At 68.5% G+C, this 26,532-nt stretch carries 24 protein-coding genes; 9 read left to right on the top strand and 15 right to left on the bottom strand.

Annotated features, from left to right (window positions below; translation table 11 throughout):
- Genes ACZ1DY_RS26635 through ACZ1DY_RS26645 form a run of 3 tightly spaced genes read right to left on the bottom strand, consistent with a single transcriptional unit; the run spans nt 1 to nt 3,762 of the window.
- Nucleotides 1-1,257, bottom strand: coding sequence for a glucarate dehydratase family protein (locus tag ACZ1DY_RS26635; protein WP_257485922.1), 1,257 nt, complete (start codon nt 1,255-1,257; stop codon nt 1-3).
- Between the two features lie 2 nt (nt 1,258-1,259).
- Nucleotides 1,260-2,204 (bottom strand): 5-dehydro-4-deoxyglucarate dehydratase, encoded by a 945-nt coding sequence (locus ACZ1DY_RS26640; protein WP_465481246.1) that lies wholly within the window; start codon nt 2,202-2,204, stop codon nt 1,260-1,262.
- Nucleotides 2,205-2,250: 46 nt separating this feature from the next.
- Complete coding sequence (locus tag ACZ1DY_RS26645) at nt 2,251-3,762, bottom strand: sodium:solute symporter family protein (RefSeq protein WP_257485920.1); 1,512 nt, start codon at nt 3,760-3,762, stop codon at nt 2,251-2,253.
- Between the two features lie 154 nt (nt 3,763-3,916).
- Between ACZ1DY_RS26645 and ACZ1DY_RS26650 the strand changes: the two genes are divergently transcribed.
- Nucleotides 3,917-4,729, top strand: a complete 813-nt coding sequence (locus tag ACZ1DY_RS26650; protein WP_126736773.1) for an IclR family transcriptional regulator — start codon at nt 3,917-3,919, stop codon at nt 4,727-4,729.
- 35 nt (nt 4,730-4,764) lie between these two features.
- The gene (locus ACZ1DY_RS26655) at nt 4,765-5,589 is read left to right on the top strand and encodes an NAD-dependent epimerase/dehydratase family protein (RefSeq protein WP_126736772.1); all 825 of its coding nucleotides are present in this window, start codon (nt 4,765-4,767) and stop codon (nt 5,587-5,589) included.
- Nucleotides 5,590-5,662: 73 nt separating this feature from the next.
- Here ACZ1DY_RS26655 and ACZ1DY_RS26660 read toward each other — a convergent pair whose 3' ends face one another.
- On the bottom strand, nt 5,663-6,220 hold the full coding sequence (locus ACZ1DY_RS26660; protein WP_465481247.1) for an HIT family protein: 558 nt from the start codon (nt 6,218-6,220) through the stop codon (nt 5,663-5,665).
- A 64-nt stretch (nt 6,221-6,284) separates the two neighbouring features.
- Between ACZ1DY_RS26660 and ACZ1DY_RS26665 the strand changes: the two genes are divergently transcribed.
- The 3 genes from ACZ1DY_RS26665 to ACZ1DY_RS26675 all read left to right on the top strand — a co-directional run bounded on the left by ACZ1DY_RS26665 (nt 6,285) and on the right by ACZ1DY_RS26675 (nt 8,961).
- The gene (locus ACZ1DY_RS26665) at nt 6,285-6,746 is read left to right on the top strand and encodes a hypothetical protein (RefSeq protein ID WP_192741710.1); all 462 of its coding nucleotides are present in this window, start codon (nt 6,285-6,287) and stop codon (nt 6,744-6,746) included.
- Nucleotides 6,747-6,754: 8 nt separating this feature from the next.
- The gene (locus ACZ1DY_RS26670) at nt 6,755-7,306 is read left to right on the top strand and encodes an AAA family ATPase (RefSeq protein ID WP_465481248.1); all 552 of its coding nucleotides are present in this window, start codon (nt 6,755-6,757) and stop codon (nt 7,304-7,306) included.
- 203 nt (nt 7,307-7,509) lie between these two features.
- Nucleotides 7,510-8,961 carry an amidase gene (locus ACZ1DY_RS26675; protein WP_465481249.1) on the top strand — a complete coding sequence of 484 codons (1,452 nt, stop codon included), beginning with the start codon at nt 7,510-7,512 and terminating at the stop codon, nt 8,959-8,961.
- A gap of 26 nt (nt 8,962-8,987) precedes the next feature.
- On the opposite strand, the gene ACZ1DY_RS26680 is transcribed toward ACZ1DY_RS26675, so the two are convergent.
- Nucleotides 8,988-9,875, bottom strand: a complete 888-nt coding sequence (locus ACZ1DY_RS26680; protein WP_465481250.1) for an 8-oxoguanine DNA glycosylase OGG fold protein — start codon at nt 9,873-9,875, stop codon at nt 8,988-8,990.
- 92 nt (nt 9,876-9,967) lie between these two features.
- On the opposite strand from ACZ1DY_RS26680, the gene ACZ1DY_RS26685 reads away from it, so the two are divergent.
- A complete protein-coding gene (locus ACZ1DY_RS26685) occupies nt 9,968-10,342 on the top strand; it encodes a hypothetical protein (RefSeq protein WP_465481251.1) in 375 nt (124 codons plus the stop codon).
- Nucleotides 10,343-10,400: 58 nt separating this feature from the next.
- On the opposite strand, the gene ACZ1DY_RS26690 is transcribed toward ACZ1DY_RS26685, so the two are convergent.
- The 5 genes from ACZ1DY_RS26690 to ACZ1DY_RS26710 form a co-directional block, all read right to left on the bottom strand.
- Nucleotides 10,401-11,363: a peptidylprolyl isomerase gene (locus tag ACZ1DY_RS26690; protein ID WP_465481252.1), complete on the bottom strand. Its 963-nt coding sequence runs from the start codon at nt 11,361-11,363 to the stop codon at nt 10,401-10,403.
- 60 nt (nt 11,364-11,423) lie between these two features.
- Nucleotides 11,424-13,715, bottom strand: coding sequence for a glycosyl hydrolase family 95 catalytic domain-containing protein (locus tag ACZ1DY_RS26695; RefSeq protein WP_465481253.1), 2,292 nt, complete (start codon nt 13,713-13,715; stop codon nt 11,424-11,426).
- Between the two features lie 2 nt (nt 13,716-13,717).
- Nucleotides 13,718-15,997: a glycosyl hydrolase family 95 catalytic domain-containing protein gene (locus tag ACZ1DY_RS26700; RefSeq protein ID WP_465481254.1), complete on the bottom strand. Its 2,280-nt coding sequence runs from the start codon at nt 15,995-15,997 to the stop codon at nt 13,718-13,720.
- A gap of 135 nt (nt 15,998-16,132) precedes the next feature.
- Nucleotides 16,133-16,804 (bottom strand): tyrosine-protein phosphatase, encoded by a 672-nt coding sequence (locus ACZ1DY_RS26705; protein ID WP_257485911.1) that lies wholly within the window; start codon nt 16,802-16,804, stop codon nt 16,133-16,135.
- On the bottom strand, nt 16,801-19,362 hold the full coding sequence (locus ACZ1DY_RS26710; protein ID WP_465481255.1) for a PEP/pyruvate-binding domain-containing protein: 2,562 nt from the start codon (nt 19,360-19,362) through the stop codon (nt 16,801-16,803). The genes ACZ1DY_RS26705 and ACZ1DY_RS26710 overlap by 4 nt, the downstream gene beginning before the upstream one ends.
- A gap of 67 nt (nt 19,363-19,429) precedes the next feature.
- On the opposite strand from ACZ1DY_RS26710, the gene ACZ1DY_RS26715 reads away from it, so the two are divergent.
- The 3 genes from ACZ1DY_RS26715 (at nt 19,430) to ACZ1DY_RS26725 (ending at nt 21,456) form a co-directional block, all read left to right on the top strand.
- Entirely contained in the window at nt 19,430-19,819 is a 390-nt protein-coding gene (locus ACZ1DY_RS26715; protein ID WP_037348190.1) for a MerR family transcriptional regulator, read from the top strand.
- A gap of 35 nt (nt 19,820-19,854) precedes the next feature.
- Nucleotides 19,855-20,595, top strand: a complete 741-nt coding sequence (locus tag ACZ1DY_RS26720) for a metal-dependent transcriptional regulator (RefSeq protein ID WP_257485909.1) — start codon at nt 19,855-19,857, stop codon at nt 20,593-20,595.
- A gap of 129 nt (nt 20,596-20,724) precedes the next feature.
- Nucleotides 20,725-21,456, top strand: a complete 732-nt coding sequence (locus ACZ1DY_RS26725) for a FadR/GntR family transcriptional regulator (RefSeq protein ID WP_465481256.1) — start codon at nt 20,725-20,727, stop codon at nt 21,454-21,456.
- 14 nt (nt 21,457-21,470) lie between these two features.
- Here the strand turns inward: ACZ1DY_RS26725 and asnB are convergent, their stop codons facing one another.
- The 5 genes from asnB to ACZ1DY_RS26750 all read right to left on the bottom strand — a co-directional run bounded on the left by asnB (nt 21,471) and on the right by ACZ1DY_RS26750 (nt 26,301).
- On the bottom strand, nt 21,471-23,312 hold the full coding sequence (gene asnB, locus ACZ1DY_RS26730; protein WP_465481257.1) for an asparagine synthase (glutamine-hydrolyzing): 1,842 nt from the start codon (nt 23,310-23,312) through the stop codon (nt 21,471-21,473).
- A gap of 23 nt (nt 23,313-23,335) precedes the next feature.
- Entirely contained in the window at nt 23,336-23,947 is a 612-nt protein-coding gene (locus tag ACZ1DY_RS26735) for a DsbA family protein (RefSeq protein WP_257485906.1), read from the bottom strand.
- Nucleotides 23,948-24,145: 198 nt separating this feature from the next.
- Complete coding sequence (locus ACZ1DY_RS26740; protein WP_257485905.1) at nt 24,146-24,724, bottom strand: cupin domain-containing protein; 579 nt, start codon at nt 24,722-24,724, stop codon at nt 24,146-24,148.
- Nucleotides 24,681-25,274 (bottom strand): serine O-acetyltransferase EpsC, encoded by a 594-nt coding sequence (epsC, locus tag ACZ1DY_RS26745; RefSeq protein ID WP_457953272.1) that lies wholly within the window; start codon nt 25,272-25,274, stop codon nt 24,681-24,683. Before epsC ends, ACZ1DY_RS26740 begins: the two co-directional genes overlap by 44 nt.
- 1 nt (nt 25,275) lies before the next feature.
- Entirely contained in the window at nt 25,276-26,301 is a 1,026-nt protein-coding gene (locus ACZ1DY_RS26750) for a pyridoxal-phosphate dependent enzyme (protein WP_465481258.1), read from the bottom strand.
- Nucleotides 26,302-26,532: the final 231 nt, after the last annotated feature.

A 26,532-nucleotide genomic window follows, 5' to 3' on the forward strand; every position in this document is an offset into this window, starting at 1 on the left:
TCACCACCGCGCCGTATTCGGTTCGAAGCTTCCCACGAACTTCCGCATATAGGTCACGTCATCCCGTTTGGTCTGTCCACTTCGGACATAGTCTTCATGGGCCCGTGCCAGCGCGTCGGGGTCGAGTTCGACCCCCAGCCCCGGCTTGTCGGGCACCGCGACCGCACCGTCGACGAACTCCAGCGCACCCGGGGCGATGACGTCGGCCGTCTTCCACGGCCAGTGGGTGTCGCAGGCGTAGGTCAGATGCGGCGTCGCCGCGGCCACGTGCACCATAGCGGCCAGACTGATCCCGAGATGACTGTTCGAATGCATGGACAGCCCCACGTCGAAGCATTCCGCCGTGGTCGAGAGGGCTTGGGTGTCCCGCAGGCCACCCCAGTAATGATGGTCCGAAAGTATGACGCCGACCGCCCGCTGCCGGAACGCCGGCTCGATGTCCGCGAAGCGCACGACGCACATGTTCGTGGCCAGCGGCATGTTCGCCTTCTCCGCGACCCGCGCCATGCCCTCGATACCCGGCGTCGGGTCTTCGAGGTACTCCAGAACGCCGTCGAGTTCTTCGGCGACCCGGATCCCGGTCTCGACGGTCCACGCCGCGTTCGGGTCGATGCGGAGCGGGTGGTCCGGGAACGCGTCCGCGAGCGCGCGGATCCCGTCCATCTCCTGATCGGGGTCGAACGCACCGCCCTTCAGCTTGATGGAGCCGAAGCCGTACTCCTCCACCATGCGGCGTGCCTCGCCGACGAGCGCCTCCGGCGTGGTCACCTCGCCCCACGAGTCCGCTTCGGCGCCGATGTGGGCGCCGAACTTGTAGAACAGATAGGCGGAGAAGTCGACGGCGTCGCGCGCCTTGCCGCCGAGCAGGTCCACCACCGGCCTGCCGAGGTAGTGGCCCTGCGCGTCGAGCGCGGCCACCTCGAACAGGGAGTACACGCTGGCGACGGTCTTGCTGACGGAGAAGCCGCCGGTGAGGCCGTGCGCGTCGGCGAAGACGACCTCGCCGAGCGTGGTGGCGACCTTCCGGCGGAGGCCGGGCAGGTCGAACACGTCGTGCCCCTTGAGTTCCGGGAGCACCTTCCGGACCTGGTCGAGGAACGCGAGGTCACCGTAGGACTCGCCGAGGCCGACCACACCGTCCTCGCAGATCAGCTGGACGACACCGCGCAGCGCGAAGGGCTCGTGCACGCCCATCGCGTTGAGCAGCGGAGGGTCGGCGAAGGCGACCGGGGTCAGGACGACGTCGAGAACCTTCATCTTCAGGCACCGGCCTCGACGGCCTTGAGGACGGCGAACCCGTCGTCGATGATCTTCTCCAGGCGGGCGATCTGGTCCGCGGTGGGCTCGACCAGCGGCGGCCGGACCGAGCCGACCTTGTCACCCCGCAGGCGCGCGGCGGCCTTGACCAGCGACACGGCGAAGCCCCGTCCCTCGTCCCGCAACGCCACCAGCGGAAGGTAGAACCCGGCGAGCAACGCCTCCATGACGGCGTCGTCGTTCGCCGCGAGCGCGCGGTGGAAGCGGGCCGCGATCTCCGGGGCGAAGCAGTGCACGGCCGAGGAGTACCGCGCCACGCCGACCGCGGAGTAGGCGCGCGCGGAGACCTCCGCCGTCGGGAGACCGTTGAAGAACAGGAAATCCTTGGCCCGGTCGGTCCCGGCGGAGCGGATCGTGGTGATGATCCGGCTCATCAGCTCGACGTCGCCGAAGCCGTCCTTGATGCCGACCACCGACGGGATGCCGAGCAGGTCCACGGCCGAGTCCGGGGTGAACACGCCGGTGGACCGGTGGTAGACGATCACCGGGATCGAGGAGTCCCCGACGGCGTACCGGACGTGCTCGACCAGGCCCGACGGCGGACCGGTGACCAGGTACGGCGGCAGGAGGAGGACGCCGTCCGCGCCGCCCGCCTCCGCCGCCGCGATCCCGGCGCGGGCCGACGCCGCACCTCCGCCCGCGCCGACCCACACGGGCACCCGCCCGGCGACGACCTCACGAGCCTTGCGCAGGATCGCTGCGTGCTCGTCCGGGGACAGCGAGCTGAATTCGCCCGTACCGCAGGCGACGAACAGCGCGCCGGCCCCGGCGGCCACATGGCTCTCGACGGTTTCCGCGAACGCGTCGAGGTTCAGTTCCAGCCCCTCGGTGAAGGGGGTCAAGGGGAACGCCAGTAGGCCGTCGAGTTCGATCTTGCGCTCTGCCATGGATTTCTCTTTCGTTCTTTGTGGATGGTCCCGGGTACGGGCCCGGTCAGGCGGGCACGGTGGTGCCGTCCTGCGACTTGGTGGGTGTGACGTCGTCGTCGCGGTCGATCGTGTCGATGATCTCGTCGGTGGCGGCCGTGCGCTCGGGCATGAGGTAGCCGAGCCCGATGAACAGCCCCAGCGAGACCAGGATCGGGGTGGACACGGTGACCGCGAGGGTGGCCTTGAAGCCGTAGTAGGCGATCGCGTAGGCGATGAGACCGCCCGCCCACGAGACCAGCGCCGCGCGGGATCCGGAACGGCGGAACCACGGGAGCATGCCGAGCAGCAGCGGCACCGAGATCGGGCCCATCAGGGCCGCGACCCAGAGCACCACGATGCCGAGCACACCGCCGAGTTTGGGGGCCTGCGTGGCGACCGCCATGGTCAGCACGATGAAGATCGCGGTCGTGATGCGGGCGGCCAGCAGCCCCTGCGCCTCGGTCCACCGCCGGGTCTTCTTGATCAGCACCGGCAGCATGTCGCGGGTGATGACCGCGGAGATCGCGTTCGCGTCCGACGACACCATCGCCATCGTGTGGGAGAAGATGCCGGCCAGCACCAGCCCGATCAGGCCCGGCGGCAGGAACGTCGTCGTCATGATCGCGTAGGCGTTGTCCGGGTTCTGGATGTCCGGGATCAGCAGCGGCGCCGCGAACATCGGGAACATCATGAACAGGGGCCACACCAGGTACAGGATCGAGGAGAGCCGCGCGCCCCGGCGTGCCGCGTGCGTGTCCGGCGCGGCCATGTAGCGCTGCGCCAGGTTCCACATACCGCCGTTGTACTCCAGGGTTTTCACCAGCACGTAGACGAGCAACACCACGGTGGTGAACTTCGACGTGGTCGGGTTGAGGTGGCTCGGCGGGAGGTCGCCCCACATCGTCCACAGACCCGAGACGCCGCCGAGTTTGCCCAGCACCACCCAGAGCATGGCGATGGCCGCGATGGCCTGGATCACGAACTGGCCGAAGTCGGTGAGCGCGTCGGCCCAGAGACCGCCGACGGTGCAGTAGACCAGCGTGACCGAACCGGTGATGATGATTCCCCAGGTGTAGTCCACCCCGGCGAAGACGTTGAGGATCGTGGCGATCGCGAACCACTTCGCCGCGATGTCGAAGATCTTCAGCAGGCTGCCGCTCCACGCGAGCGCCTGCTGCGTCGGGACGTTGAACCGCCGCGCGAGGTACTCGAGCGGGGACGCCACCCCCAGCTTCGACCGGAGCCTGTTCCACCGGGCGGCGAACAGCCAGCTGCCGATCCCGACGCCGATGCCGATGCTGGCCATGCCCCAGAAGTAGACGGTGATCCCGCTCGTGTAGGCCACGCCCGCGTAGGCGACGAACAGCACCGCGCTGTAGCCGGACATATGGTGCGAGATCCCGGTCAGCCACCAGGGCATTCGCCCCCCGGCGGTGAAGAAGTCCTTCACGTCGTGGATCCGCTTGTGCGACCACCAGCCGATCACGACCATCAACGCGAAATACGCGCAGACCATCGCCCAGTCGAGTACGTGCACCGTTGACTCCTCTCCGCGTTCACGAAGGCCCAGCCCGACCTGTTCACATCCATGAACGGAGTCTGTTATAGTGATTATGTTCATCCATAAGAACGCTGTTCGGGACGCTAATATGGCCGGAGTCACAAGTCAACGGCCGGATGGAGGAGCGCGGATGCCACAGCAGGAAGCCGCTGTCACCGTGGCGAACGGCGCGCCCGCCGCCGAACCCGCCGGGGTCAAATCGGCCAGGCGGGCGATCGACCTCATCGAGACCTTCGCCGCGAACGACGTGTGGCTTTCCCTGTCGGATCTCCACGCGCGCACCGGTTTCCCCCGGTCGAGCCTGCACGGGCTGCTCCGCACCCTGCTCGAAGCAGGCTGGCTGGAGGTGGACCCGAACACCGCCCGCTACCGCCTCGGCGTCCGCGCGCTGATCTGCGGCACGGCGTATCTGGACCGCGACCCGGTCGTCCCGTACGCGACCGAGGCGCTGGAGCGGATCCGGGAGAAGACCGGCTACACCGCGCATTTCGCGCGCCGCGAAGGCACCGACGTCGTCTACCTGGAGACGCGCGAGTCCCGGCACTCGACGCATCTCGTGTCCCGCGTCGGCCGCACGCTGCCCACCCACGCGACCGCGCTGGGGAAGGCGTTACTGGCCGAACTGACGCACGACGAGATCGACGGGCTCTTGACCGGAGAGCTGTCGGCGCTCACCCCGAACACCATCACCAGTGTCGAAGCGCTGCACGCCGAATGCGCGAAGACCCGCGAACGCGGCTATGCCTCGGAAGTCGAGGAAGGCAGCCTCGGCGTGCGCTGCGTCGCGGCCGTGATCCCGTACCGCATCCCCGGCACCGACGCGATCAGCTGCTCCATGCCGGTCACCGAAGTCACCGACGCCGACGCCCGGCGCGTCGGCGAACTCCTCGCCGAAATCACCGCGGAACTCGGCCAGCAACTGCGCCGCGCCGGTATCCGCTGATCATCCCGTACTTCCTTCACTGACAAGGGGTTCACATGGCAGAGCAGCGCGTCCTGATCACCGGCTCGGCGGGTATCGTCGGCACCCTGATGCGGCCGCGGCTACGCCGTTCCGGCCGGGTGCTGCGGCTGCTCGACCTGGCCGCGCAGCCCGAAGCCGCGGGCGGCGAGGACGTCGAGCTGATCACCGCTTCGGTGACCGACCCGGAGGCGATGGCGGAGGCCTGCGCCGGTGTCGACGCGCTGATCCACCTCGGCGGGCACAGCCGCGAGAACTCGTGGGAAGCCACCCTCGATGTCAACATCAACGGCACCCACACCGTCCTCGAAGCCGCGCGGGCCGCCGGCGTGCCGCGCGTGATCCTGGCTTCCAGCAACCATTCCGTCGGCTTCCGCCGCAACGACGAAGCGGGCGAGGACGGCCTCCCCGCCGACTCCACGCCCCGGCCCGACACCTACTACGGCGTCAGCAAGGCGGCCATCGAAGCACTCGGCAGCCTGTACCACTCGCGGTTCGGCATGGACGTGATCGTCATCCGGATCGGCTCCTGCTTCGAAAGCCCGCTCGTCCTCGGCCCGCGCGGCCTGACGACCTGGCTCTCCCCCGACGACGGCGCGCGCCTGTTCGAGGCGTGCCTGAGCTACCCCTCCCCCGGCTACCGGCTGATCTGGGGCGTCTCGGACAACACGCGCCGGGTCTACTCGCTCGCCGAAGCCGAGGCGCTGGGCTACAAGTCGCTCGACAACGCGGAGACCTACGCCGACCAGCTGGCGGACATGCCCGCGCCGACCGGGATCGCGGCGGAGTACGTCGGCGGGCCGTTCTGCACCGCGCCGCTGGGGGCGCACAACCCGCTCTGAGGTCTCGGTTCACGTTGGGTGACGGGTGTGTGGAAATAGGGACGTTGAATGTCCCTATTTCCACACACCCGCCTCACGGCTGGCCGGTCATACGTTCGCCGAGACGGCGCGCGAGGTCGGCCAAGTCGTCTTCGGGGATGTCCAAGTAGCCGCGCGCCGGGTCGAATATCGCGGTCTGCTGCCGGTCGTAAGGGACGCCGGGCGGCAGAGGCGCGAGGTGCCAGTGGACGTGCCTGTTGGCTTGTTGGCTGCCCAAGGACAGCACGTAGAGCCGTTCGATCGAGAGCAGGGCGCTCAAGGCGCTGCCCGCGCGGTGTACGACCCGCTGGATGGTCAAGTACTCATCGACGGTGAAGTCGCCGACAACGTGCTCGCGATGCTCGACCGGGGCCACGAGGAAGTGCCCGAAGATGACGGGGAAACGGCTGGCGAAGACCACGGCGTCGGCGTCCCGGTAAGCGACGTGATGCGGATAATCGGCGTTGCCTGCAAGAAGTTCGCAGACGAAGCAGGCTCGGCGGGCGAGGTCGAGGTAGGCGTCGGCCTGCCACGGAACACGATCGGTCATGCCGCCCAGGTGTACCCGACCTTCGTCCTTCCCTGAACCCGCCACGTGAAGCGTCGCCACCACCTAGGATCACCTCGGCGCGGTCCGGACGTCACGACCTCCGGCGGGGAAGCTGTGGAAGGCAGGTATGTCAACCTTTACGTTCGCGAGCATCGACGTCATCCCGCGGGTATTGCAGCTCGTCGTGGGTCTGCTCGGCTTGATCCTTTCGATCAAAGCCCGGTCCCGCGGAGTCTCCGGCCTGATGGTGGGTGCCTTCGTGCTCATGCTCGTCGCGACGGCCGCGGGCATCATCTGGCGGTTCGTGTCGGTGAACGTGCCGTCCTGGGCCTCGTCCGGCGGCCTCTCCGTCGACGAGATCCAGTGGATCTTCATGGGTGTCGGCATCCCGCTCGACGCCGTCGCGCTGCTCTCCTGGCTCCTGGTCGCCATCGCGGTCGCCAAGAGCGGGAATCCGTCTCGGCAGCAGCCTGGCTTCGCGCCCAACCCAGGACCGGTCAACTACCCGATGACGCCACAGCCGGGGTTCCAGCCGCCACAGCCCGGCTACCCGCAGTCCAACCCGCCGACTCAGCAGCCGCCGAGCTAGAGCGCGGCATGGCGCGCCTGATCCACCTCAACGGCCTCTCGCGCGTGGGAAAGTCGACTCTCGCCCGCCGCTACGCCAACGAGCACCCCGGAACTCTCGCGCTGGATCTTGACGTACTCGCGGGGTTGATCGGCGGATGGCAGGAGAACTTCTTCGCGGCCTTGGAGTCGGCCCGCGGCCACGGGCGGGAGTTGGCCATGCGGCACCTGCGCCAGGGTCACGACGTGATCCTCCCGCAACTGGTGACCGTTCATGACCGCGATCCGGATCCGGCCTTCGAGGCGGCGGCCCGCGCGGCCGGGGCCTCTTACCTCGAAGTGGCCCTCCTCGTCGACGACCGCGAGCATCTACGCCGCGTGCGCGACAAGCGTCCGATCAACGCTGTCGAGGCGCGGCTCCAAGCGGTTCTGGAAGATCCCGATTCCGACCTGATCGACAGGATCCGCGGTCACCTCGACAAGTATCTGGCCAAACGCCCGCACGCGATCCGGCTCGACACGACCGGCATCGGGGAAAACGAGTCATACGCGCGACTCCTGAAAGCACTCGACTCGACATAGGAGGCTGAGCGCTTGAGGGAATTGAGACGTCCATCCCGTTGCACAAACCGGCATTCCGTGGCTCACACAGGCGGAGTCGCCCACTTTCAGCACGTTGACCTGCACCGATCCCCTACAGTCACAGAACGCGTCCAAGAAGCGCTGTTTTTTGTTGCATGGCACAGAATTTCGTGCCCCATGAGCACGCCGATAGCTTCGAATCCATGGAATGGAGCTTTCAGCCGGCCGAAGAAATCATTGCCGCGTTGCGCGCCGGCGCGGTGACATCGGCGGAATTGACCGACGAGGCGATCACCAGGATCGAGCGCGACGACAAGGTGATCAACGCGATCTGCGTGCCGGACTTCGACCGCGCGCGGGCCGCCGCGCACCGTGCCGACCAGGCACGCGCGCGTGGTGAGGACCGGCCGCTGCTCGGCGTCCCCGTGACGGTCAAGGAGTCGTACGACATGGCCGGGCTGCCCACGACGTGGGGCATGCCGCCGCACCGCGACCATATGCCCGCCGAGGACGCGGTTCAGGTGTCGCGGCTCAAGACCGCGGGCGCGGTGGTGCTCGGCAAGACCAATGTCCCGTTGGGACTGCAGGACATCCAGAGTTTCAACGAGATCTACGGCACCACCGTGAACCCGTGGGATCATGGTCGTACACCGGGCGGGTCCTCCGGCGGCTCGGCGGCGGCACTGGCGTCCGGGTTCGGCGCTCTGTCCATCGGCTCCGACCTCGCCGGCTCCCTGCGCACGCCCGCGCATTTCTGCGGCGTCTATGCCCACAAGCCGACGCTCGGACTGGCGGCCGTCCGCGGCATGGTCCCGCCGTCCGAGCCTGCCTTCCCGGCCGACCCCGACCTCGCTGTCGTCGGTCCGATGGCGCGAACCGCGCGCGACCTCGCGCTCCTGCTCGACGTCATGGCCGGACCGGACCCGCTGACGTACGGCGTGGCGCATCAATCGGCCCTGCCGCCCGCCCGCCATGAGCGGCTCCGCGATTTCCGGGTCCTGGTCGTCGACGACCATCCGCTCATTCCGACCGGGGCCGCCGTGCGGGCAGGCGTGCACCGGGTGGCCGACGCGCTCGTCGGCGGCGGCGCCCGCGTCGCGTGGCGTAGTCCTCTGCTGCCCGATCTGGCCGAGGCCGCGAAGCTCTACATGGAGTTGCTGATTTCGGGCTCCGTCGCGCGTTTCCCCATCGAATCACTCGAGAAGCTGCGGGCCGACGCGGACGACAAGAGCCTTGACGCCGTTCGGCTGGACGCCATGCTGTTCAGCCACAGCGACTGGATGGAGGCGGACAAGCGCCGGGAGGTCCACCGCCACGGCTGGCGGCGGCTGTTCGGCGAGTTCGACGCCGTGGTGTGCCCGATCACGCCGACGCCCGCCTTCCCGCACGACCACCACCCCAATCCGATGGAACGGCACATCGACATCGACGGCGTCGAGTACCCGTACTTCGATCAGCTCGTCTGGGCGGGCCTGGCCACCATGCCGGGCCTGCCTGCCACCGCCATACCGGCGGGCCGATCTCCCGAGGGCCTGCCGGTCGGCGTGCAGCTGATCGGTCCGATGTTCGAAGACCGCACCCCGTTGCGGCTGGCCGAACTACTCGAACGGGAGATCGGCGGCTTCCAGGCACCGAGGCAGGGCGCTGGCCGCTGAACGGGATGGATTCTGGCGCGGTTCCACTACGAATCGTCTCTGTCCGCACTGCGCTGCGCCGAATCGCTCCAGTCCTCCTGGATGATCCGTGCCAGTTCGTCCAGGTGGTGCCTGGCTTCCTGTGCGAGTGGGGCATCGGCGGTATCGAACAGTCGCTCGAGCTCGGCGAGCGCAGCTTGCGCCATCCGCGCGGGCGCCGACGGCTCGTCGGCGCCCGCCCACCGCTCTCCCCACGCCGCCGACCCTTCCTGGCTGATGGCCGACCGGAAGATCAGTTGCTCCACGGTGTCCGCGGTCAGGTCGAGTGACTCAGCCCATGAGGTCAGCAAGGCGACGTACCGGCCATAGACGGCAGGTCTCCATTCGTCGATGTTCAGGCGCAGATCGGCGTGAGTCGCGAGCCAGCGGCGCACGACCGCGTCCAGGATCGGGGCGGTGGCGTCGCCGGTGGATTGCGCGGCCGTGACGAATCGGAGGTACTTGGTACCGAAAGCCACGCCCAGGTAGCGCAGCGGCCGGTCGGCGAGGTCGTTGAACGCGGCAAGGCCGCCGCGATCTCGGGCAACGAGCGCCACCTCGGCCAGCCGGTCGGCCGCGTGCGGATTCTCGGCCAGTACGCGCGCGGTGCGCCATGCGCCATACCCGGCCGGGCCATATCCCCAGATCATCGCAACCAGGAACGCCGAAACAGCCCCCTCCGGCGTCCCTGCGTGCACGGCGCGCTGGGTGGCTTCGGCCCGATCGATGTGTTCCGGCAGGGCGTTGAGAAAAGCATGATGGGCGGGAAACCGTTTGAGCCAGGAGCCGCGGGACCAGCGAGAAGCCGGTTGTGACGGTTCACCGTGGTCCCGCCATCTCCGAAAGGCGTCGGTCAATGCCGGCGGAACCGGCCTCTCACGCGAAATGGCTGCCACACGTTCCTCTTTGGCCGTAGTTCCCTGTGGTCTTGGTTCCCCGCAGCATAGGAATGCCGATCAGGCGATGTCGAGCACGTAGCCTGGGTGTCGTGGCACGTTCAGAAGTCACCGTGCTCTCCCAGAGCTGGGACGTGCCGTACTACCGCGTCCGGACCTCATCATTCGAGGTGGCATTTCTGGTCGGCCCTGACGAAGACCTCGATCGAGTGGACAACGTCGACGCGGAACTGCGGCTACCCGACGGCTCCCGCTGGAGTGCGACGATCTTCACTGCAGCTGAAGTGGAACGATTGATGGCGCGCTGGGCCGATACCGGTGAGTACTCGGGCGGCGGTTACTTCTGGTGTCGAGACGGGCTCATCGTCCGCACGCCGGGCATCGACAACATCGTTCGAGCGCTTGTAGCGATTCACGAAGAGGGTGCGCTCACCACCATCCTCAAGTGTCTCGACGAGCCTGCCTAGCGGCGCTCCCGCGAAAACACGCCTGGTTGCCGGGAAATGGCTTTCCCGGCAACCAGGTTCAGCCCACCGCGATCGACTGGAACGTCACCGGGATCCGCGGCGGCCCGGTCCCGTCGCCCGGCCCCTTCGAGTCGTCCACGCCACCGCGCGCGACCTTGTCCAGCGTCTGGAGGCCGGCGTCCGAGATGCTCCCGAACACCGTGTACTCCGGCGGCAGTTCCGCTTCACCGAAGACCATGAAGAACTGACTGCCGCCCGAGTTCGGCGCCTGCCTCTTAGCCATGGCGAGAATGCCCCGGCCGTACTTGATCTGGGGGAAGACCTCGTCCGGGATGGTGTATCCCGGACCACCCATTCCGGAACCTTCAGGGTCACCGCACTGGAGCATCTGCAGTCCCGAGGTGCCGAGCCGGTGGCACGAGGTTCCGTCGAAATATCCCTGCTGCGCCAGCGAAAGGAAGCTCGCCACGGTGCACGGCGCGAGCCCGCGGTCCAGCGTCAACCCGATGTCACCGGCGGTCGTCTTGACCGTGACCTCCGACGTCCCGGACGCCGGGGTCGGGCCCGCCGCGGGCGGGTTCGCCTTCTTCGGCACCGAACCGGTGGAATCCGCCGGGTAGGCGCAGTCCGTCGGATCCGCCAGCGGCGCTGTGCGTTTCGGCAGCTCGGCACGCCCGGCCGGGATCTGCACCGGGCTCTGCGTCGTCGTCTCCTCGGAGCTGGACGTCGGAGCCGGCGAGGACGACGACGACACGGCCGCGCTCGTGTCCTTCGAGTCCGGCAGGAAGAACCCCGGCGCCACGAAGCCGGTGATCGCCACGACGGCGACGATCACGACGAGTCCCAGCGCACCCAGGCCCACCCACAGCACCGTCTTGTTCGACGACGGCGGCGGCTGTTGCGGCGCGCCGTACCAGCCTTGCTGCTGGTACGGCTGCTGCGGATAGGGCTGCTGGTACTGCGGAGCCCCGGGGTCGGGCGCCTGGCCTTCGGGCTCGCCCGGCTGCGGCGGCTGGGACATCTGTGCTCCTGTCGTCCGGAAGAAGTACAGGAACACTCTCGCGTATCGCCGCTCACGACGTCACGGCATCCCCCATGGTGCGCTGGTCCCGTTCGACGGGACGGGCCGGATCTCGAGGTCCGGCCGGTCGCCCGCGCGGTGCACGACGGCCTCCTCCCCACGCCGCAGGTCGACGTGGACGTCGCCGTTCGGCGACCGCCGCCAGCGTTTCGGCCGCCCCCACCGGTCGCGGACGGTCAGCTCGCCGTCCATGTCCGTCCGAAGCACGCACGGCGCCCCCGCCTCGCTGGTGATCTTGACCCAGCGGGTCTTCCCCGCCTGCCGGGAAGCGGTGAGCAGGAACGCGCCCTCCGTCCGGAAGTCGCGCAACGCGGCGTCGGCCCAGGCGGCGGGCACGGCCGGGAACAGCCGGATCACCCCGCCCCAGCTCTGCACGAGCATGTCGTGCAGCGACTGCGCGGCCGAAAGCGGCGTCTCGATCACCGGGCCGGATTCCTTGTACATCGTGTTCGGCTGGATGTAGCGCCGCTGCAGTTCGCCGAGGTAGAACGCCGCCTTCTCGCCGCGCAGCATCTGCGCCGACATCGACGCGGCGCCGGTGAACGTGTAGCCCTGCAACGCGCCTTCGAAGCCCACCCAGTGGTCGAGCGAGGTCTCGATGATCCGCCGATGCTCCGGCCGCTCCCAGGTGATCTCGTACAGCGGGTAGATCTGCAGCAGATGCGAGTAGTGCCGATGCGATTTCGCGAACGGCACCCCCGCGCCGATCATGTAACCGTTGGTGTCGGCCGGATACGGGACCAGGGTGGCCAGCACCTCCCGCCACCGCCCGGCGAGCGGGTCGTCGACGCGCAGTTCCGCCGCCGACTCCAGCAGGGTCTTGCAGCCCCAGCGGATCAGCGCGAGATCGTAGTTGCAGTCCGGCGCGTTCACGCCGTACTCCGGCGAGAACGTGGCCGGGAGATGCAGTTTGCCGTCCGGCCCGGGCGCCAGGAAGTGGAGGTAGTAGTTGATCGCCTTGCGCAGCAGCGGGAACAGGGTGTCCCGCAGGAGGCGCCGGTCCATCGTGTGCCGATAGGACAGCCAGACGTTGTGCAGCGCCCAGGTCAGATTGCCGACCTCCGGAGTCGGCGTCTCCTTGCCGGGGATGCCCACCGGGAAGCCCGCGTTCGTCCCGACGGCGCCGTTGAGCAGGGTCATGTCGGTGGTGCGCGGGATACCCGCCGAATCGTGCTGGTAGGGCTCGGCGACCTGGCTCGTCAGGTTGGCCCGGAACCTGTCGAGCGCGTGGCTCACCGCGTCCAGTTCGAGATGATTGGACCCGTGGATGAGCCAGTACTCCAGCTGGACGTTCAGGTTCCACCAGGTCGCGGGCCACGGAGTCGGCTCCAGCCACGGTCCGCAGGTCGCCATCACCGGCGCTTCCCGGCGCGCGGCGGAGGCGATCTTGTACAGCTGGATCCAGTAGAAGCTCTGGAGCCGGGTGTCCGGAATGGACAGGAAGCCGTGCCGATAGTAGTCGTGCCACCAGCGACGATGCCCGGCCGTCAGTGCGGAGAACGGCTCTGCCCGGCGGACCGTCTTCAACGCCTCTCGCGCGGCCGTCCGCTTCGGGAACGACCACGCCACGGATGTGTACAGCGTCCGCTTCGATCCACGGGTGACCTCGCGCCACGCCGTGACGTGCTCCCCGCCGGACAGCAGGGTCTGCACGGAAAGCCTGGCGTCGCCGCTGCTTTCCAGAGTCGCGGGCGGGTTGGCCACGTACCCGGCTGGCGGCGGCTTCCCGAACTTCGGATCGGTTCTCGGGCTCACCGCCTCGGCCGGATGGAAGATCCATTCGAAGCCGCGCTCCCCCTCGGTCGGCTCGATCTCGACGGCCAGCAGCGACTGTCCGGTGTGGACGATCGCGCGCAGTGAGAGACTGCCCGCGGCCGTGGTGACCGTGCCCCTCAGTTCGGCGTTCCAGAGGTCCATCCGCCAGTCGATCCCGGTGATGGCGCCGACCGGTTCGAGGGTGAAGTAGCCGATCGGCAGCCGCGCGAGCCCGAACAGCGACCCGAACTCCGGCCGGTGATCCTGCACCTCGCTGTGCTGGACGTTGAACCGGACGGCGTTCCGGCCCGGTTCGGCGTAGATGCCCGAGCCGAGGAAACCGTTGCCCAGGAAGGGGCCTTCGTACCAGGTCTTCGGCATGCGGCGCCAGATCAGGTCGGCCGCGCCGAGGAACCCGGGCCAGTCGATACCGCCGAGCGCGAAGTCGTTCTCCACCGCCGAAGCCGACGGCGCGAACCCGGCCGCCGCCACGCCCGCCAAGGCCCCGCCGAGCATCGTCCTACGAGTGATGTCCATCCTCAGATCCCCCATGCCGGAGTTCCACGATCACCGGGAACGTCCCGCGGCTCCAGCACCGGACGTGTGCCGCGTCGCGTGACGACGGCCGTCCCGCCGCGGCCGAGCGGGATCGAGATCGTGCCGGGGCCCGCGTGCCGCCAAGGAAGCCGCCGTCCGCGCCCGTCACGGACCTCGATGTCACCGGGGATCCCGTGCCGCAGCGTGAGCGGCTCCCCCGCCTCGCTGTGGACGCGGACCCATTCGGTCGCGCCGTTCGCGCGAGATGCGTCCACAAGAAAGGCGCCCTCCGCACGCAAGCTCTCGAAGGACGCGTCGGGCCACGTCGACGAGACCGACGGAAAGACCTTGAGCACTCCGTGATCGCCCTGCAGCAGCATGTCCACTATGGACTGAGCGGCGGTGATGGGACTTTCGATCGCGAGGTTCGCACCCTCGCGGTACATCGTGTTCGGTGTCAGCTGCGTGTTGGCCACGATGGTCCCGTCGAGGAAGATCTTCAGATACCGCAGGGCCTCCTCCGGCGCGTCCATCACGGAGCTCATCGACGACGCCGCCGCGAAACTGTAGCCGTGCCATTTCTCCTGCGCGGCGGACCAGTGCGCGAAGGTGCGGCGCATGCTGTCCCGGTCGCCGGGACGGTCCCAGACTTTCTCCCGCAGCGGATAAAGCCAGAGAAGATGAGAGAAGTGCCGATGCGAGTCGGCCAGCGGGACACCGTCGCCGATCAGCACGCCCTGCGCCGGATCCTGGTGGTAGGGCACCAGTTTCTCACCGATCTGCCGCCACGCCGGTACCCGCGGGTCGTCGATCCGCAACTTGGCCGCCGATTCGACGAGGGTGCGCGCGGCCCAGCGGATCAACGAGAGGTCATAGGTGCAGTCGGCCGCGTCGGCGTACTCGGGTGACCTCGTCATCGGCAGATGCAAGGCGCCGTCCGGGCCGGTGGCGAGGAAGTGGCGGTAGTAGTTGAGCGCCTTGGCGAGCGTCGGATACAGCACGTCGCGCAGGACGCGGACGTCCATGCTGTGCCGGTACGCGAGCCAGACGTTGTGCAGGCCCCAGATCAGGTTGCCGGTCTGGTCGTTCTTGGTCGCGGGGCCAGGGACCCCGACCGCGCGGGTGCCGCCCGGCCGCAGCCGCCAGTCCCCTGGATGCGAGAGGGCGTACGTGTCACCATCCCGGTAAGCGGGAGGGACCGAGAGTTCGAGGTTGGCGTGGTCGCGGCGGAACGTCGCGGTGACGGCGTCGAGTTCGGGATGGTTGCTGCTGTTGACGATCGGGTACGTGACCTGGACGTTGAGGTTCCACCACACCGCCGTCCAGCTGTTGCCGACTTCCGGGAACCACGGCCCCCATTCGGCGACGACCGGTCCGTTCGCACGGGTGGCGCAGGCGGTCTTGTACAGCTGGATCCAGTAGAACCGCTGGATCCGTTTGTCCGGAACGGATACGAAACTGCGGCGGTAGAAGGCGTTCCACCAGCGCCGATGGCCGGCGACGAGCCCGTCCGGGTGCATCGCCGACGCTCGGTGGACCCTCCTGATCGCCTCGGCGGTGTGGGCCGCCTCGGGGAACGCGTACGCGACCGTCGCCGCCAGGAGTCGTCGCGTGCCGATCTTCCGCTCACGCCACGCCATCGTGTACCCGCCACCCGCGTGCAGCGGCTGCTCGCAGTACCGGACCTCGCCCGCACTGGCGAGCGTCGGATCGGGATTCGCCGTGTACTCGGGCGGTTTGCGGATCGTCCTGGTCGTCGCAGATACGAGCGGCGTGAACCCCCATTCCGCGGACGCCTCCCCGGTGAGCGAGACGAGGAGGAGGTCCTGGTCGTTGTGGACCAGCGCGGAGAACCGCACCGAACCCCGGGTGGTGGTGATCGTGCCGCCGAGTTCGGCGTTGTGCAGGTCCAGGTGCCAGTCCACCGCGGTGATCGCGCCCTCGAAGGTGAGGGTGAGGTAGCCGATCGGGAGCCGCGAGTACCCGATGGCCGCTTCCCACTGCCCGCGCTGGTCCTGGACCTGGGAATGGCCGAGCATCACCTTGAGGACGTTCGGCCGCGCGTCCGCGTAGAACTGCACGCCGAGGAAGCCGTTGGCGAGGAACGGGCCCTCCTGCCAGTTCCTCGGCATCCGCTTCCAGACCATGCGCGCGTCGTCGACGATCCGGCGGTGGACGTCCTGTCCGGCGAGCGCCGGCGGAGCCCCCTGAGCCCACAGCCCACCGAGCGCGGCCGCCCCCGCCGCGACCCTCAGCATCGATCGCCTGGACAGCTCGGCCATGGGTCGCCTCCAGATTCATACTACGTTTACCGCAGATCAAGTCCTGGCGACCGGCATGTTTCCAGAAATAGTCGAGCTTTGGCCACCCCCTTCACTCGCGCAGCCGTACATACATCGGATGTCTTACTGGACAATTCACTGCTTGTTGAGCAAGCGCGCCTTCAGCGTCCGGACGGCCGCGTCGGACACGCCACGCTGCCGGGCCCAGCCCGCGAAGCCACCGAAGTCGTCCTCGACGCTGTCCAGCAAGGCGGTGATCGTGCTCTCCGTGCACCGGAACAGTTCCTCCGGCAAGCCGAGCGGCCGGAACCGCTCGATCACCCGGGGAAGGCTGTACGCGCTGCGCAGGTAGTCATGGACGATCAGCTCGCGCGGCGCACCGGCGAGCCCGAGCGCGAGCGCCGTGACGACACCTGTCCTGTCCTTGCCCGACGCGCAGTGCACCACGACGGGACGGGCCAGCAGGACGGCCAGGATCTCGATGGCGATCGGGAGGTTCTCGTCGTGCCGGAGATGATCGACGTAGATCTCTTCCAGCGCGCTCGACCGTCCGCTTTGGACGGTCCGCAACGGCACGTTCACATAGCGGACGCCGGGTAGTTCCGCCCGGCCCTCGCCGACCGTCTCGGCGCTGGAGCGGAGATCGAGCACACTCTCGATACCGAACCGGCCGAGCATGAGCTCCTTGTCGGTTACGGTCAGCGCCTGCAAGGTGTCGCTGCGGAACAGCCGCCCCGGCCGGATCGGCCCGCCGCCGGTGTCGCGGAAGTTGAACGCGCCGGTGAGCGCGGAAGCCACCGCGGTCACCGGGAATCCCCCACCGTCTCGCCGAACGTGATGGTCCCCGCCGAACCGTCGACGGTGATCACCTGGCCGGTGACGATCTGAGTCGTGGCGCCGGGAACGCCGACCACGGCCGGGATCCCGTGTTCCCTGGCCACGGTGGTGCCGTGGGAGATCATCCCGCCCGTTTCGGTCACCAGCGCGGCGGCCGTCAGGAACAGCGGCGTCCAGCCGGGGTCCGTCGTCGCGGCGACCAGGATCTCGCCCGGCTCGATCCGCGCGCCGTCCGGATCGTGGATCACCCGCGCCCGGCCGGTCGCCACCCCGGCGGCTGCCGCCAGCCCGGTGAGGTCGCTACCGTCCGAAGCGGATTCGAGGGCGGGCGCGGTGCCGTCGGACAGCACGACCGACGGCACCCGGGGCCGCCGGGATTCCCGCTCCCAGACCTCTCGCCGACGTGCCACAGTCGCGCGGAAGTCCCTGCTGTCCAAAGCTTCGCGAACCTCGGCGAGATCGAGGAACATCACGTCGCCGGCCCGTTCCAGCCGCTCCGCCCGCACGATCTCCTCGCCGATGAGGAGCAGTTGCGTCCGGAGGGCGGTGAAACCGCGCATGAGGCAGAACTTGGGGAACTCACGCAGCCCACGCAACCGCCTGGACCTCCGAAGCAGGAACCGCGCGAGCAACGCCCGGTGCAGCTTGGTCACCGGAAGCCGCTGGGTGAGCTCGACGATCCGCGCTTCGGCCGCCGCGGCCGCCTGCTCGAAGCGCGTCTCCGCGTCCTGCTCCTCGCCTTCCGCGCGAAGCAGGTTCGACAGCATCGCGAAGACCGGCTCGGGGTCGTCGGACCAGCGAGGCACCCCGAAGTCGATCTCCGAGGTCGCGCGGCAGCCGTACTCGGCCAGAAACTCGGCGACGCCGTGCTGGATCACCTCCGGCAGGGTCCCGGCGAGGTGCTTGGCGGCCAGTTCGTCGGGCGCTGTTTCCAGCAACAGCCGGAAGGCCTCCTCGTCGCGCCGGATCGCGGCCGCCGCCCGCCACAACGCCAGGTCCATCTCGGTGGTCGGATTGTGCGGGATCCCCCGGAAGACGGTGGCCACCTCGGCATGGCTCACGTACCCGCGCAGCAACTGCCCGGCCAGCTGCCCGCCTGTCCCGCCCGCGGTGTTGGCGTCGCGCGGGAGGTTCGCTTCGATCCGGCAGACGTCACTCCGGACCGATTCCACAAAGGACAGACGTTCCTCCGCCGTCGCCTCGGCGGGTCCGGCGAAGGCGGCGATCCGCCGCTCGGCGTCGCGGACGACCTCGGCGCGAGCCCGATCCGGCCACAGCCAAGCCGGGATCATCCGTTCCCAGCGGCGACGCCGTTTCTTCGGCGGGACGTCCTCCTCGGAACCGGGCGCCACCGAGGGGAACCGGCGATCACGGCCGAGCTGCTCGACGAGCCGTCCGGAAGGCGCGGCGAGACTGTCCACGAACGCGGACATCTTCGGCCGCTTCGCCGGGCTCCGCACGCCGTCGGTGATGTCCCAGTACAGCCACCCGTCCACGTCGGTGATCTCGGTGGAGAAGCCGAGCGCGGTCATGTACGCCGCCATCCCGCGCTGGCGTTCGCGGATCATGCACGCACCCATCGGTGTGAAGGGACGGTTGATCCCCTGATAGACGTTGACCGACCAGTACGCGCGCGGTTCCTCGCTCTCCGGGACCGGGAACAGTGTGGTGATATGCCTCGACTGGGTCAGCCACAGTTCGCCGTCACCGTTGAACGCCCACTCGACGTCCTGCGGCGCGCCGAAGTGCTTCTCCAGATGCCTGCCGACGGCCGCGAGTTCACCCAGCCGTGCCGGCGTCAGGCAGCCGTCGTCCGGGCCTTCGAGGGATTCGCCGTCGACGGTCAGCCGGTAGTGATCCGGGGTCACCGCACCGGAGACCACCGCTTCGCCCAGACCGGGAGCGGCGTCGACGATGTTCTCGGAACGCTTGCCCGACACCGGATTCGCCGTGTACAGCACACCGGCGCATTCGGCGTCGACCAGCCGCTGCACGATCACCGCGATGGCGGGATCGCGATCGGTGCCGTGTGCCGCCCGGTACCTGGTCGCCCGCTCCGACCAGAGCGAAGCCCAGCATCGGCGTACCGCCGCGAGCACCTCGCCGGAGCCCCGGACGTCGAGGAAGGTGTCGTACTGCCCGGCGAAACTGGCGTCCGGCAGATCCTCGGCCGTCGACGAGGACCGCACCGCGACCGCCGCCGGCTCAGCTCGCGAAAGCCGTTCGTACGCCTCGACGATCCCGGTTTCGAGCCGGGCCGGGATCGGCACGGTCAGGACGTGGGTCCGCAACCGGCCCGCCAGTTCGGCCAGGCGGCCCTCGTCGTCGGACGGCACACTGGTCAGCTCGCCGAGCAACCGCGGGCCCTCGCCGTCGGAGAGCACCTGCCGGTACGCGGCGGTCGTGACGCAGAAACCCTCCGGCACGGGAAAACCCGCCGAAGTCATTTCCGCGAGGTTCGCCGCCTTGCCGCCGACGAGGTCGCGCGGGATTCCTCCCGCTTCGGCGAGCTCGAGAATCACTTTCATTACCTCCAGGGGGTGTTTGCTTAGCCTAAGCTTGCATCCTCAACCTGGGTTGAGTTCAAATGATGACATGGAATCCGCATCGATCAGAGAGGTCGCCGACCGGTTCGACCTTCCGGTTTCGACCCTGCACTACTGGGAACGCCGCGGACTGATCAAGCCGCACCGGCGATCCGGCTGGCGTTACTACGACACTGACCAGCTCTACCGGATCGCCCTGATCCGGCTGTGGCGGGACACCGGCCAGCTCAGCCTCGACGAGATCGCGACCGTGCTCGCCGGGCGCACCGCCACGCACGACTGGCGGGACACGGTTTCGGCCCGTATCGAAGCCCTGGAGTCCCAGCTCGAAAAGCTCGCTACCGCGCGGACCTATCTGCGCCATCTGCTCCGCTGCCCCGAAAACACGCTGGAACGCTGCCCGGAGTTCCGGTCCACAGTGGAGCTTCCAGGCGCTTGACCTCAAGCCGGGTTGAGGAGGCAGGCTACCGGAGTATGACCGCCCGTGGCCTGATCGACACCACCGAGATGTACCTCAAAGCAGCCTACGAGCTGGAAGAGGACGGTGTCGTCCCGTTGCGCGCCCGGATCGCGGACCGGCTCGAGCAGAGCCCGCCAACGGTCAGCCAGACCGTGGCCCGCCTCCAGCGTGACGGTCTCCTCCTGATCGCGGAGGACCGGCGGCTGGAGCTTTCGCCGGAGGGACGACGGATCGCGGTGCGGGTGATGTGCAAGCACCGACTCGCGGAAACCCTGCTCTATCGGGTGATCGGGCTGGACTGGGTCCGGCTGCACGACGAGGCCTGCCGCTGGGAACACGTGATGTCCGACGCCGCCGCGCGCCGGATCTTCGAACTCTGCGGCAGGCCGCGGTTCAGCCCGTACGGCGGGCCGATTCCCGGATTGACCGTTCTCGGCCTGTCCGGGCTCGCCCCGGTGCCGGCGCCGCCGGGGATGCGGCCCGCCACCCATGCAGGAGGGCACGAGGTCCGGCTGCACCGGATCAGCGAACGGATCCAGGACGATTCCGCGTTCCTCGGAACGCTTCTGGCCGCGGGCCTCACCCCTGGTGCGCGGATGACGCTCACCCCGGCCGACGGACGACGGCTCGAAGCGCGTACGGCCACGGCGACCGTGCTCCTCGAGCGAAACCAGGCGTCGAAGATGATCGTCTGCGATCCCCCCGCACCGATTTCCCCGGTCCCGGCGCGCACCCGCTGCGTCGCCGGTCGCTGAGCCGTTCTTTCGCGCATTGCATATCGTTTTTCGAACAGGCGTGCGCGTTCCAGCCGAGCCAGGCAGTAAGATGTCATATGATCTGCCGATCTGATGTCCAGCTCCGGGGGCCGAAGGAGGGAGACCGCCATGCCACTTCGAGCGGCCAGTACAGCGAGACTCTCGTCCACTGTGGTCGACCAGTTCGAGGAACTGATCGAGACCGGCGAATGGCCGGTCGGCTCCCGTATCCCGCCGGAACAGGAGCTGGTCGAACAGCTCGGTGTCGGACGCAGCACGGTCCGCGAAGCCGTCCGCGCCCTTGAGCACGCCGGGTTGCTGGAGCCGCGCCGCGGCGACGGCACCTACGTGAGAGCACGGCACGGGCTGTCCGCGGCCCTGCTGCGGCGAACCCGCGCCGCGAACGTGCTCGAAGTACTCGAAGTCCGCAACAGCATCGAGCGCCAGGCCGCCAGGACCGCGGCGGAACGCCGGAACGCCGAAGACATCGCCCGGATCACCGAGGCCCTCGCCGCCCAGCACGAAGCACGCGACGCCGGGGACGAAGATGCTTTCCTCGCCGCGGACAACGAATTCCACGCGGCGATCATCGCCGCCACGCACAACGCGGTCCTGATCGAATTGTGGGAGGGCCTCAGCTACGCGCTCAGCAGCGGAGTGGCGACGGTGATGGCCGAGCTGCGCCGCGAGCACATCGACTTCCCGGATCACGACACCCTCGCCGAGGCCATCACCGACGGCGACGCCGACCGCGCCGAACGGGCCGTCGCGGTGATCATCGACGCCGCCGTCGCGGTGCTGACCAAGGCACAGAACAAAACCGCTTCCCGCAAGAGGAAGAGCCCGCCGAAGCGCCGTTGAGCGCACCTGGCCGGTCAGCCGAGACGGATGGCCGGCCGGTACAGATCGAACCAATGATGGAGATCAAGAACCCGGTCCAGGCCGTGTCGCGTCTGGCCGGTCAACGTCGCCGCGTCGGCCTGGACGGCGTCGTACACCCAGTCCCGGTTCACCAGCTGGAAAACCGGCGAGTCGAGGTCCGCCAGCACCTGTTTCGCCTGTGACTGAAGCGCGACCGCGTATCCGATGTCCTGAGTGGACGGGTACGGGCTCTTCAGCCGCTCGGTGACCGAGGTCGGCAGAAGATGCTTCGTCGCCTGCCGCAACAGGCTCTTCTCCCTTCCATCGAAGTTCTTGAACGCCCACGGAGTGTTGTAGACGTACTCGACGAGCCGGTGATCGCAGAACGGGACCCGGACCTCCAGCCCCACCGCCATCGACATCCGGTCCTTGCGGTCGAGCAGCACCCGGACCCACCTGGTCAGGTTCTGGTGACAGATCACCCGCATCCGTTGTTCAAGGGCGTCGTCCCCCGGGAGTTGCTCGACCTCCGCGACCGCGGCGGCGTACTCGTCGGCGGCATAGGCGGGCACGTCGAGCGCTTCGCGGACGTCACGGCGGAGCAGGTTCTCCCGATCACTGGTGACCGCGTTGCGGAACACCAGCCACGGGAACATGTCGGTGGTGCGGGATTCCTCTTCGAAGAACCACCGGTAGCCGCCGAACACCTCGTCCGCCGCCTCGCCGGACAAGGCCACAGTGGACTGCCGCCGGATCGCCTTGAACAACAGATAGAGCGAGAGGTCGACGTCGCCGAGCCCGGACGGCATGTCCCGCGCCGCGACGCAGGCCCGGCGCACGTCGGGATCGGTGAGCTCGGCGGGGTCCAGCACGACGTTCTCGTGCACCGAACCGACGAGATCGACGACGTCGCGGATGAACGGCGAATCGGGGGCGTCACGCATCTCGTCCGGGCGGAAGTTCTCCTCCTGCCCGGCGTAGTCGACCGAGAACGTGCGCAGTGGCTCACCCGACTCCGCGAGCCGCGACGCCGCGATCCCGGTGACCGCGCTCGAATCCAGCCCGCCCGAGAGCAGAACACACCTCGGCACGTCGGAGACCAGCTGGCGGTGCACGATATCGGTCATCAGCTCGCCGACCCGCGCCACCGTCGCGTCCTGATCGTCGGTGTGCGAAGCGGTCCGCAGCCGCCAGTAGGCGTGCGAACGGATCCCGCGATCGTCGACGGTGACGATCGATCCCGGTTCGACCTCGTGCATGTCCTTCCACAGCGACCAGCCGGGTTTCTTGGTGAACGCGACCAGTTCGCGCAGGCCGTCCGCGTCGACGACCCGCGGCGCCCGCGGGTTCGCCAGGATCGCCTTCGGCTCCGAACCGAACAGCACCCCGCCGGAGGTCGCTTGGTAGTAAAGGGGCTTCACGCCCATGCGATCCCGGATCAGCACCAGCTTCGCGGTGCGGGAGTCCCAGACGGCGAAGGCGTACATGCCGTTCAGCCGCTCCGCGACCCCCGCTTCCCATTCCAGGTAACCGCGCAGAACCACCTCGGTGTCGCTGTCGGTGTGGAACCGATGCCCCTTGTCCCTCAGTTCCTTCCGGAGCTCGGTGTAGTTGTAGACCTCACCGCTGTACACCAGCGCCACCTCACCGGCCGGGGTACCGGCCGACATCGGCTGCACACCGCCGGGCAGGTCGATCACCGCGAGCCTGCGGTGCCCGAGCGCGGCGTGGCGGTCCAGCCAGACACCTCCGGCGTCCGGACCGCGGCAGGACATCGTCGCCGTCATCGCGTCGAGGATCGGTCGCTGGCTCCGCAGGTCGTCCTCGAACGACACCCAGCCGGTGATTCCGCACATTTCGCCTCCCAGTAACCGTGGTGTCAGCCGAAAACGGGTTCCGCGGTCCGCGTCCGCTTCAGCTCGAAGAAATACTCGAATCCAGTGAGCGCCCGGACGCCGTCGAAGATCCGGCCGGCGGCCTCACCGCGCGGGACCTGGGCGAGCACCGGGCCGAAGCAGGCGCTGCCGTCGATCCGCACGACCGGCGTGCCGAGGTCGGGCCCGATCGCGGTCATCGCCTCGTCGTGACTTGTGCGGATCGTGGCGTCGAGCGCCGTGTCCGTTCCGGCCTCGGCCAGTCCGGCGGGGAGCCCGGCCGCTTCGAGGGCCAGACCGGTGACCTCGCGGTAGTCCTCGTTCCCGCCGGGATGGATACGGGTGCCCATCTCGGTGTAGAGGGGTTCGACGACCTTATCGCCGTGGTCACGGGCGGCGGCCGCGATGACCCGCGAGAGGTACCAGCCCTCGCGCATCATCACTTCGTACTTTTCGGGCAACTGGTGGCCTTCGTTCAGCACGGCGAGGCTCATCAGGTGGAAGCGCAGATCGATCTCGCGCACTTCGGCCGCTTCGAGCAGCCAACGCGAGGTCTGCCACGCCCACGGGCAGATCGGGTCGAACCACAGGTCGGCCCGGACGGAGGTTTCGGTCATCGCTCTCCTCGTTTCTGGAGACAAGGCGGGTTCGCGTGGTTTGGAGACCGGACTGGCGGGGCGTGCCGGCCCGGGTGGTCGCGGCCGTGGCCGAGAGGGCGGCGGAGTCGCGAAAGCCACTTTCGGGACACCAAGCGTCGCGAAAGTGGCTTTCGCGACGCGCACCTCGGCCACGGGGTTCAGCGAAAGCCACTCTCGCTAGGCGAAGGAAGCCGGGGTGTAGGCGCCTTCGGTCCGGGCGGCCTCGAGCACTTCCGGGTAGATGACCGACTTCGGGCGGTCCCCCGCCACGATGACGATCATCAGGCTCTCCTCCGTACCGGGAGCGGCCGCCAGATTGGTGAACCGGCGCTGGAGCCCGGCGGGCAGGGAGATGACGTCGAACGGGCCGAGGTCGACGTACAGGTCGTCCTCGTCGTTGCAGCGGAACCGCCAGGTGCCGCTCAAGGGGATGAACGTCTCGTTCGTGTCGTGGTTGTGCAGGATCGTGCCGTTCCCCGGCGTGGCTTTGATGTAGGCGAGGTTGAATCCCTCGGCGATGTCGATCGGCGCGTTCCCCGAACTCTTCGCGCCGATCGGGGAGATCACCTGTTCGTCGTCGGCACCGTTCCGCTCCGGCGGCCGGAAACCGATCACGTTGAACATCACCCGCGCGCAGCCCGCGAGCACCGTGTCCGGGGCGCCACCGTCCGTCCCGGCCAGGTCGGTGAACCTGGCGACCCGGGCGCGGAGGTCATTCTCGCTGAACCGGATACTGGCCATGAGGTCGCTGGACATTCCCGTCTCCGATCTTCGAACGTCGGTCGATCACTGGGGTTTTCCCGTTGCTTCCGGATTCGATGGTGGTGAGCACGAGGCTGTGTGCGGGAACCACGACGCCGTCCCCGATGGTCACGGGGCCGAGCACCGTCGCCTTGGCGCCGACGACCACCCGGTCGCCGATACGCGGATGCCGGGCCTCGCCCTCGGCCCTGGCGTTGTCGCGCCAGAAGCCGATGGCGCCCAGCGTCACCTGCTGATAGAGGGTCACGTCGTCGCCGATGACGGCGGTTTCGCCGATCACGACGCCGTGCCCGTGGTCGATGAAGAAGCGCCTGCCGATCCGGGCGCCGGGATGGATTTCCACCCCGGTAAGGATTTTCGCCGCGTTCGACAGCAGCCGGGCGAGGATCCGGTGGCCGCGGCGATGCAGCCGGTGCGCGAGCCGGTGACTCCAGACCGCGGGCAGCGCGGGATGGCAGAGCGCCTCCAGGCGCGAGGTCACCGATGGGTCTTTGTCCATTGTGGTCGCGAGATCCTCACGCAACCTGATGAGGGACCGCCGCATGTCATCCGGCCGTCTGCTCGGCCTTGACCCAATCCTCCTCGGGACCGGCGTCGGCGAACAGGGTCACGACGACCTGGCCGGGGCCGAACCGTTCGGCGACCTTTTTCGCGCTCAGCCAAGCGGCCGCGGCGGAGGCGCCGATCGAGGTACCGGTGAGTTTCCGGTACTCCACCATTCCCCGCAGGGATTCGGCGTAGGTGACGTGCAGGTGTTCCGCACCGGGGAGCTGGGTGTCGACGAAGGGCTGACGCAGCCCGTTGCCGAACCCGCCCGCCCCGGCGAACCGAGGCTCGGAATGTGGTGCCCGCTCGGTGCCGTACGGCATTTCCGACGGCGTGACACCGGCGACCACGAGGTCCGGCCACCGCGTGCGCAGCGCGCGGTGGACTCCGGCCAGCGTGCCGCCGGTGCCGATCGCACCGACCCAGGCGGCGGGCCGATGCTCGCCGAGCTGGTCCAGGATCTCTTTGCCGGTACCGAATTCGTGGGCCGCGACGTTGGCCGTGTTCCGGTGTTGCACGAGCGGCGTGAGCGAGGGATCTTCGGCGGCGATCCTCTCGCACACCTTGATCATCCCGAGCAGGCCGCCCGCCGCGTCGGCGAGTTCGATCTCCGCACCCGTCTTCTCCATCGCGGCCAGCAGGCTCGGTGGGATGACCGACGGGACCACGAGCCGGGTCGGGATCCCCGCCAGTTCGCCGAGACCGGCGAGCGCACGGGCCATGTTCCCGGCGGAGGCGTCCAGCAGTTTCAGCGGCTCCGGCCCGGTGTGCGCGGTGATCGCCCGGCAGACCAGCGCGAACGCGGTGCGGTCCTTCACCGAGCCGAACGGGTTGGCGAATTCGTACTTCGCCAGCACTTTCGCCCCGCCCGGCGGGCCGGGGACCTCGACCAGCGGGGTGTCGCCGAGCCGTCCGGCGAACTCCCGCAGGCCGGAATGCCTGCCCAGCGCGATCGAGTGATCCGGCGCCTCGGTGAGCGGTTCTTCCACAGTGAGAGCGATCTCTGGCTGAGCGGTATCGGTCATGCGAGTCCTTCCCCAGGCGCCACTCGAGCAGCGCGACGATCAGCGCGGCGTGGTGTTCGGGTGCGGATCCCTCGGCGGATCCGGATTCTCCGGTGGCGGAAAACGCTCGTACCGGTGGTCCGCGGGACAGGGCCGCCAGCTTGACGGCCGCGCGCGGGACCTGGTTCAGGCTAGCAAGTAAACACCTGCTCTGTCGAACATCAGACGTTCAGTCATCCGCTTGCCCGATGC

The organism is Amycolatopsis sp. PSD-21 (genome assembly GCF_055561455.1).